This is a genomic window from Aquabacterium sp., assembly GCF_021768455.1.
Classification (GTDB): domain Bacteria; phylum Pseudomonadota; class Gammaproteobacteria; order Burkholderiales; family Burkholderiaceae_C; genus Aquabacterium.
In genome coordinates this window covers 1-6,955 of the sequence record NZ_JAIZVX010000183.1, presented here as the reverse complement: position 1 = coordinate 6,955, position 6,955 = coordinate 1, and the positions used below count along the sequence as shown (strand labels likewise).

Here is a 6,955-nt window from a genome sequence, read left to right as displayed (position 1 = left end):
GTGGGCATGGCGGCGGCTTGTCGGAAAGGCGTTAGCGATTGTCTGTCTTGCGGCATCTGCTGCAAAGCGGCCATCTGACAATGGCGTCATGGACCAACGCTCTCCCCTCGACGGCCGTGCCGCCGCCCTCATGCTCCTGCTGTGCCTGATCTGGAGCCTGCAGCAGATTTCCCTCAAGGCCGTGGCCGAGCAGGCCAGCCCCATGCTCCTGATCGGCCTGCGCTCGGGCATCGCCGCCCTGCTGGTGACGCTGCTGATGTGGCGCCGCGGCGAGCTGCCCACCCTGGCCAGTGGCCGCTGGCGGGCGGGCCTGTGGACCGGCGCCCTCTTTGGCCTGGAGTACATCGTGGTGGCCGAGGCCCTGCGCCTCACGCACGCGGCCCACGTGGTCGTCTTCCTCTACACGGCGCCCATCTTCGCGGCCCTGGGCCTGCACGGCGCGCTGCGCTCCGAGCGCCTGCAGCCCCTGCAGTGGGCGGGCATTGGCCTGGCCTTTGGCGGCATCGCGCTGACCTTCCTGGCGCGCGCCGGCGGTCAGGTCGATCTGGCCACGCAGCGCATCCTCCTGGGCGACGCGCTGGCCTTGCTGGGCGGCGTGGCCTGGGGCGCCACCACGGTGGTGGTCCGACGCACCAGCCTCTCGGCCGCGCCCCCCACCGAGTCCCTGCTTTACCAGTTGCTCGGCGCCTTCGTGCTGCTGTGGCCGCTGTCGCTGCTCACCGGCCGGGCCCACTTCGAGCCCTCGCTCACGGTCTGGTCCCACCTGGCCTTCCAGTGCCTGATCGTGTCCTTTGCCAGCTTCCTGGCCTGGTGCTGGCTGCTGCGCCACTACCTGGCCTCGCGCCTGGGCGTTTTCAGCTTCCTGACCCCGCTCTTTGGCGTGCTGCTTGGCCACATGCTCTTGGGCGAGCCGCTTGAAACCTCTTTCCTGGCCGGAGGCGGCCTGGTCCTGGCGGGGATCCTGATGGTGAGCGGGCACGACCTGCTCAAGCCCCGGGTCGGCAGGTCGGTCGCTTGATGACCACACACCCGCCCCGCTTGCTGGCCGTTCAGGTGGACCAACAGGTGGACCAAGACCGCTGACGGTTTATCCGCCACAGCCCCCAGCACAGCAATCCCGCTGCGGCCATGAGCCCGGACGAGGGCTCCGGGACCTGGGGCGTCAACTCATGTTCCGACCATGCTTCGGCATGGCCTCCGAGGGGTGAGGCCTGCCTGGCCGATGGCTGATTGCCTGCGTTGAACCAGACGCCCCCTGTGGGTTGCGGCCCCAGCAGCGGGTCCAGGTAGATCTCTGTGGCGCTGAACCACATGCCTGGGAGTCCTGTGACCTGTCCGTTGATGATCTCAAAGGTGTCGCCAAGCTGGAAGTCGGGCGTCGCTCCGGGGTAGATGCGAACGTCCACCCAACTGTAGAGCACATCACCTTGGCCGATGAGGCCGTCCCCATTGGTGTCGGCATACAGGTCGGGGATGCGCAAGTTCACCTGCCCGCCGCCCCGAAACAGGATCTGTGCCATGACACCTTCGAATGACCATTGTCCGGTGCCAGGGTCCTGGTAAAGGCTTTCGATGTTCAGGTAACTCTCTGCGCCTGACACGGCAGTGTCCGCGGCTGACGAGTCAGCGAGCAAGGTGCTTTGCTTGACGTGCTCGTTCTTGATTGTGTGGTTGCGGTAATCGCCGACCTTCACGCCATTGATCGTGCCGGGCACGGTGAAGACGACGTTGCCCGCGCCGGTTTGGGTCTGCGTGGAGCCCGGGATGACGCGGCCCTGGCAGTCGGTTGCGACCAGTTCAAACGTGGTCCGAAAGCCTTTTGGGGCACGCTCGACGACCTGACCGCCCGTGCCGCAGGGCGCGGGGTTGTGATTGGGGGGACCCCAGTTGGTCGCTCGGGCGTGCTCTTGGCTGCTCAACAGTGCCACGGTCGCCAGGGCGAGCGAGAGACAAAAGTCATCGCGCATGGGACATCCTTCACAAGTGGTGTGTCCCAATGTCATCTTGCGGAGCGTCGTGTGTCAAAGCGCACACAAAGCACCATTGATCCGGCGCAATCGTGCTGCAAATCAGCGCGTGTGCTCCACCGCATACTTGATCAGCTCCGCCTGCCCCTCAATCCCCAGCTTGCGCTTGATGGCCTGGCGGTGGGTCTCCACCGTGCGCACGCTCAGGTCCAGGTCCTTGGCGATCTGCTTGCTGCTGTGGCCCTTGCCCAGCGCGCCGAGGATCTCGGCCTCGCGGGGGGTGAGCACGGGCCGCGGGGTCTCGTTGCGGAACAGCCGGTGTGACACCGCCGGGCTCAGGTAGGTGCCGCCACCGGCCACGGTGTCCAGCGCGGTGACGATCTCGGCGGCGGGCGCGTCTTTCAGCACATAACCGCGGGCGCCGGCCTGCAGGGCGCGCTGCACGTACTCGGGGTTGTCGTACATGCTCAGCATCAGCACGCGCAGCCCGGGGTGGTGGGCCAGCAGGGCCGCCGTCAGCTCGATGCCGTTGACCTCCTTCATGCCGATGTCCATCAGCACCAGGTTGGGCTGCAGCGCGGCCATCTGGGACCAGGCCTCGGTGGCGCCACCGGCCTCGCCCACGGCCTCGACCTGGGGCAGGGCCGACAGGCGCAGGCGCAGGCCGTCGCGCACCAGGGGGTGGTCGTCGACGATGAGCAGGCGGATGGGGTCGGTCATGGTGGTGGATCAAAGGGGGTGGACGCCCGAGTGCAGTGCCGCGTGCAGGGCGGTGTCGGCGATCAGGCGGATCTGGTGGCGCGGCACGCTGGCGACCACGCGGGTGCCGGTGTGGGCGTCGCCGCCCTCGGTGGCGTGGCCGGGGGCGTCCCCCAGGGTGTCGGACTGCACCTCGAACTGCCCGCCGATGGCCGCCAGCCGCTCGCGCATGTTGCGCAGGCCGATGCCCAGGGTCGGGTGCTGCGAGATGGCGTCGGGGTCGAAGCCGCAGCCGTCGTCGTTGACGCTGAGCTCCACCCGGTCGGGCTCGAAGGCCAGCACCACGTCGACCTGCCTGGCCTGCGCGTGCTTGGCCACATTGGTCAGCGCTTCCTGCGTCACGCGAAAGAGCACCGTCTTGACCTCGTCGGGCAACTCGGTGGCCGCGCCCTCGGTGTAGACGTGGATGGCCAGGCGCGTGTGCTCGCCAAATTCGCGGCCCAGGTGGGCCAGGGCCGCAGGCAGGCCCAGGGTGTCGAGCAGGGCCGGGCGCAGGCTGTGCGAGAGGTCGCGCACCTCGTTGAGGGCATCGTTCAGGCGGTTGAGTGCCTGGGGCAGCGTGGGGGGCGGCGTGCGTCCCTCGCGCTCGATCTGGTCGACCGCGGCCTCCACCAGCAGCTTGCCCGCCACCAGGGTCTGGCTGGTGCCGTCGTGCAGCTCGCGGGCCAGGCGGGCGCGCTCGTCCTCCTGAGACTGCACCACCTGGCGGGCCATCAGGCGCAGCTTGGCATCGGCCTCCTTGTGCTCGCTCAGGTTGAGGGCCAGGGCGCACACGCTGATCAGCGCGATGCCGCCGCCCGCGATCGCCGTGATCCAGCCCAGGGTGGTGCGGATGTTGGCGCCCACCTGCTGGTCAAGCTGGCCCAGGGCGGATTCGATGTCGTCCAGGTAAAGGCCGGTGCCGATCATCCAGCCCCATTGCGGCAGGCTGACCACATAGCCCAGCTTGGGCACCATCTGGCCGGTGGAGGGCTTGCGCCACTGGTATTCCACATAGCCGCCACCGGCCTTGGCCTGGTTGATCAGCTCCTGGATGGTGGCGCGGCCCTGCGCGTCGCGCAGCTGCCAGAGGTTGCGCCCGATCAGCTCGGGCTGGCGCGAGTGCATGAGCACGGTGCCGTCGAGCTGGTAGACGAAGAAGTAGCCGTCGTGGCCATAGTCCAGCCCGGCCAGCTCGCGGATGGCCTGGGCCTGCTGGTCGAGGTCGCCGGCCTCGCTGGTCTGCAGCGGCTTGAGCGTGCTCAGGGCCAGGTCCACGTAGTGGCGCAGTTCGGCCTGGCGGGCCTGCATGTAGGCCGCGCGCACCAGCTCATGGGAGCGGGTGGCGAGTTCGCGTTGCTGGTGCAGCACGGCCACGCCGATGAGCAGCAGGCTCAGCAACAGCGGCACGGCGGCGAGCAGGAGGATCTTGGCCTTGAGCCGCATGAAGGGGATGGCAGGGCAACGAAGCCCCCATGCTACCGCCGGCAGGGTGCTTTGCACGACTGGGCTATGCTGCCCGCCATGCGTGCGACCCCTGACTCACCCGAGGCCCTCGACCACGCCGCCGAGCTCATCGCCCAGGCCGACGCCCTGATCGTGGCCGCCGGCGCGGGCATGGGGGTGGATTCCGGCCTGCCCGACTTCCGCGGCCCGGAAGGCTTCTGGCAGGCCTACCCCGCCCTGGGCCGGGCGCAGCTCGATTTCTACAGCGTGGCCTCGCCGGCCACCTTCCGCAGCCGGCCCGAATTGGCCTGGGGCTTTTACGGCCACCGCCTGGCCTTGTACCGGCGCACCCGCCCGCACGCCGGATTCGGCATCCTGCAGCGCTGGGGCGAGGGCATGTTGCAGGGTCTGCGCGTCTTCACCAGCAACGTCGACGGCCAGTTTCAGCGCGCCGGCATCCCGGCCGAGCACGTGCACGAGTGCCATGGCGCCATCGACTGGATGCAGTGCGCCACGCCCTGCACCGACGCCATCTGGCCGGCCGATGCCTTCCTGCCCGAGGTGGACGACGAGACCTGCCTGCTGCGCAACGCCCTGCCCGTGTGCCCGCATTGCGGGGGGCTGGCCCGCCCCAACATCCTGATGTTTGGCGACGCAGCCTGGGTGGAGGCCCGCGAACACGAGCAGGCCGATCGCCAGCGCGCGTGGCTGCGCCATGTGCACCGCCCGGTCGTGGTGGAGCTGGGTGCGGGCACGGTGGTGCCCTCGGTGCGGGCCTTCAGCCACGCGGTGGTGAAGGAGCTGGGGGGGCGCCTCGTGCGCATCAACCCGCGCGAGCCCCAGGTGCCCAGCGGGCGCGACGTCGGCCTGGCCATGGGTGCCCTGGAAGGGCTGCAAGCCATCGACCAGCGCCTGCACCGCGCCTGAATCAGGCCGGGTCAAACCGGATTAGACCGGGCCGGGGGCCTTGTCAAAGGCCAGGCGGACATGGGCCTGGCGCACGGTGAGGATGGCCGCTTTCACCTGGGCGATGTCGGCACGCGGCGAGGCCTCGATTTCCACCATCAGGCCGGGGGCCTGGGCGTGGCGGCTGGCCAGCACGGCGGGCAGTTCGGTCGGGCTCACGGCACGGGTGTCGAGCGTGAGCGCGCCATCGGGTGCGACCTTCAGCACCGCGTGGGTGGCCGGGGTGGGCAGGATGCAGGCGCTCAGCAGGGCGCTCAGGCCCAGGGACAGGAGGGCGGCGGTGCCGCGGGCGCTCAGGCGGAGGGAGGACGACATGATCGGGGCGCCGCAGGGCGCACAGCTCGGATGCCGCACTGTACGCCTGTCGCCGCTTCCCCCTGCTCGCCGCGGTGGCGTGGCCGGGTTCAGGCCACCTTGCGGGGCGTGCCCTGGGTGGCCGACAGCGCCTGGTGGACCGCCTGGGTGTGGGCTTCGGCCTCCTGCCAGGTGTGGCGCCGGCTGCGCCGTCCGAAGACGCTGCCTTTGACCAGCAGGGCGGCGCCCAGGGCCATGAGGCCGCCGTGCAGCCAGTGGCCGTTGACCAGGGTGATGGCGCTGCCGAGGGCCAGCAGACCGAGGGTGGCCGTGGCGCCCCAGCGGGAGCGGCGCCAGGTGCGGGTGAGGTCGGGATCGCGTGAGGGCATCGTCTCTCCTTCGAGGGGACGTGGCAGCCTGGGCGGACGCGGTGACGTCGGAGGCCTGCAGGCTGTGCGCCATTTTTGAGCAATGCGTCACGGCGCAGCAAGCCCGTGTAAGCCCTTGACGCCATTTTGGCGGCGTCAATCCGGCGTCAGGCTTGCCAAAACCGGGTCACATCCTCAGGCGACCGCTGTAGCCCGTCATCTCGAGGTAGCCGCGCCCCACCTCGCGGCCCTGGGCGTCGCGCAGCTGGCTCAGGCCTTCCCAGTAGACGCTGCCGGTGCTGGCGCGGCTGTCAAGCTCCTGGGCGTCGAGCAGGGCGTGCACGCTGAAGCGGCCTACGGGGGTCTCCACCGTCCACTCGACGGGGTAGCGCGTGCCGGTGGCCGGGCTCTGCCAGATGCGGCCGGGCGTGAAGCGCAGTTCGCCATCGGCAAAAGGCCGGACCGGGCCACCGGGCTGGCGGTGGCTGCCGCCGGTCCACAGCGTGCGGCCATCGGCACGGCGCAGGCGGAAGGCGGTGAGCGCGCCACCGTCGGCCAGGTTGATGCCGATCCAGTCCCAACCCACGGCCTCGGCGTCGAGCACCGACTCGCTCCACTCGTGGTCCAGCCAGGCCTGGCCCTGCACGGCCAGCGGGGCGGGGGCGGCCTGGTCGCGGGCGCCGGTGGCGTTGAGCTGCAAACGGCCCTGCACGGCCAGGTGCGGGTGCGAGTAGTAGCGGCTGGCCTGCTCCGGCCTCGGGCCTTTGCGCGAGTGCCCCGCCTGACCCTGCAACAGCACGGGCTGGGTCTGGGTGAAGCGCAGGTCGAGCGCGAACTCGCGGGCGGTGACGAGGCTGGTGTAGACGCTGCGCGCCACCGGCCCACTGCGCTGCAGGCGCCAGCCTCGCAAGGCCACGTCGGTGTCGCCCTCGGCGGCCTGGGCCAGGCCGAAGCCGCTGCGTGCGATGCGCTGGTCGTGCAGCAGGCGCTGGCCTTGCAGATCGGTCAGGGCCGTGTGCACGAAGAGCAGCTGTTTGGCCGCGAAGGCGCTGCGGCTGGCCGCGGCCACGTCCACCCGCGAGCGGAAGAAGGTGATCTGGAAGCCGAAGCGGCGGGGTGCAGCGGCCGTCGCGCCGGGGCCGGCCTGGCCAGGGGCGGCCAGCAGCTCGCCCGTGA

Annotated in this window: 8 protein-coding genes; 2 read left to right on the top strand and 6 right to left on the bottom strand. The window is 70.2% G+C overall.

The features are described from left to right. The first annotated feature begins 88 nt into the window (after positions 1 to 88). A complete protein-coding gene (locus tag QZ994_RS17740) occupies positions 89 to 1,018 on the top strand; it encodes a DMT family transporter (protein WP_290874809.1) in 930 nt (309 codons plus the stop codon). Between the two features lie 31 nt (positions 1,019 to 1,049). On the opposite strand, the gene QZ994_RS17735 is transcribed toward QZ994_RS17740, so the two are convergent. The 3 genes from QZ994_RS17735 to QZ994_RS17725 all read right to left on the bottom strand — a co-directional run bounded on the left by QZ994_RS17735 (position 1,050) and on the right by QZ994_RS17725 (position 4,208). After that, entirely contained in the window at positions 1,050 to 1,967 is a 918-nt protein-coding gene (locus tag QZ994_RS17735) for a hypothetical protein (protein ID WP_290874806.1), read from the bottom strand. 102 nt (positions 1,968 to 2,069) lie between these two features. Continuing rightward, on the bottom strand, positions 2,070 to 2,687 hold the full coding sequence (locus QZ994_RS17730; RefSeq protein WP_290874803.1) for a response regulator transcription factor: 618 nt from the start codon (positions 2,685 to 2,687) through the stop codon (positions 2,070 to 2,072). A gap of 9 nt (positions 2,688 to 2,696) precedes the next feature. Continuing rightward, on the bottom strand, positions 2,697 to 4,208 hold the full coding sequence (locus tag QZ994_RS17725) for a cache domain-containing protein (RefSeq protein ID WP_290874800.1): 1,512 nt from the start codon (positions 4,206 to 4,208) through the stop codon (positions 2,697 to 2,699). A 21-nt stretch (positions 4,209 to 4,229) separates the two neighbouring features. Between QZ994_RS17725 and QZ994_RS17720 the strand changes: the two genes are divergently transcribed. Further along, positions 4,230 to 5,078, top strand: coding sequence for a Sir2 family NAD-dependent protein deacetylase (locus QZ994_RS17720; protein WP_290874797.1), 849 nt, complete (start codon positions 4,230 to 4,232; stop codon positions 5,076 to 5,078). 21 nt (positions 5,079 to 5,099) lie between these two features. Here the strand turns inward: QZ994_RS17720 and QZ994_RS17715 are convergent, their stop codons facing one another. The 3 genes from QZ994_RS17715 to QZ994_RS17705 all read right to left on the bottom strand — a co-directional run. Continuing rightward, a complete protein-coding gene (locus QZ994_RS17715; protein ID WP_290874794.1) occupies positions 5,100 to 5,432 on the bottom strand; it encodes a hypothetical protein in 333 nt (110 codons plus the stop codon). Between the two features lie 89 nt (positions 5,433 to 5,521). Further along, on the bottom strand, positions 5,522 to 5,800 hold the full coding sequence (locus tag QZ994_RS17710; protein ID WP_290874791.1) for a hypothetical protein: 279 nt from the start codon (positions 5,798 to 5,800) through the stop codon (positions 5,522 to 5,524). A 166-nt stretch (positions 5,801 to 5,966) separates the two neighbouring features. Then, positions 5,967 to 6,955, bottom strand: a 989-nt coding sequence (locus QZ994_RS17705; protein WP_290874788.1) for a carotenoid 1,2-hydratase, incomplete at its 5' end; no start/stop codon positions are given.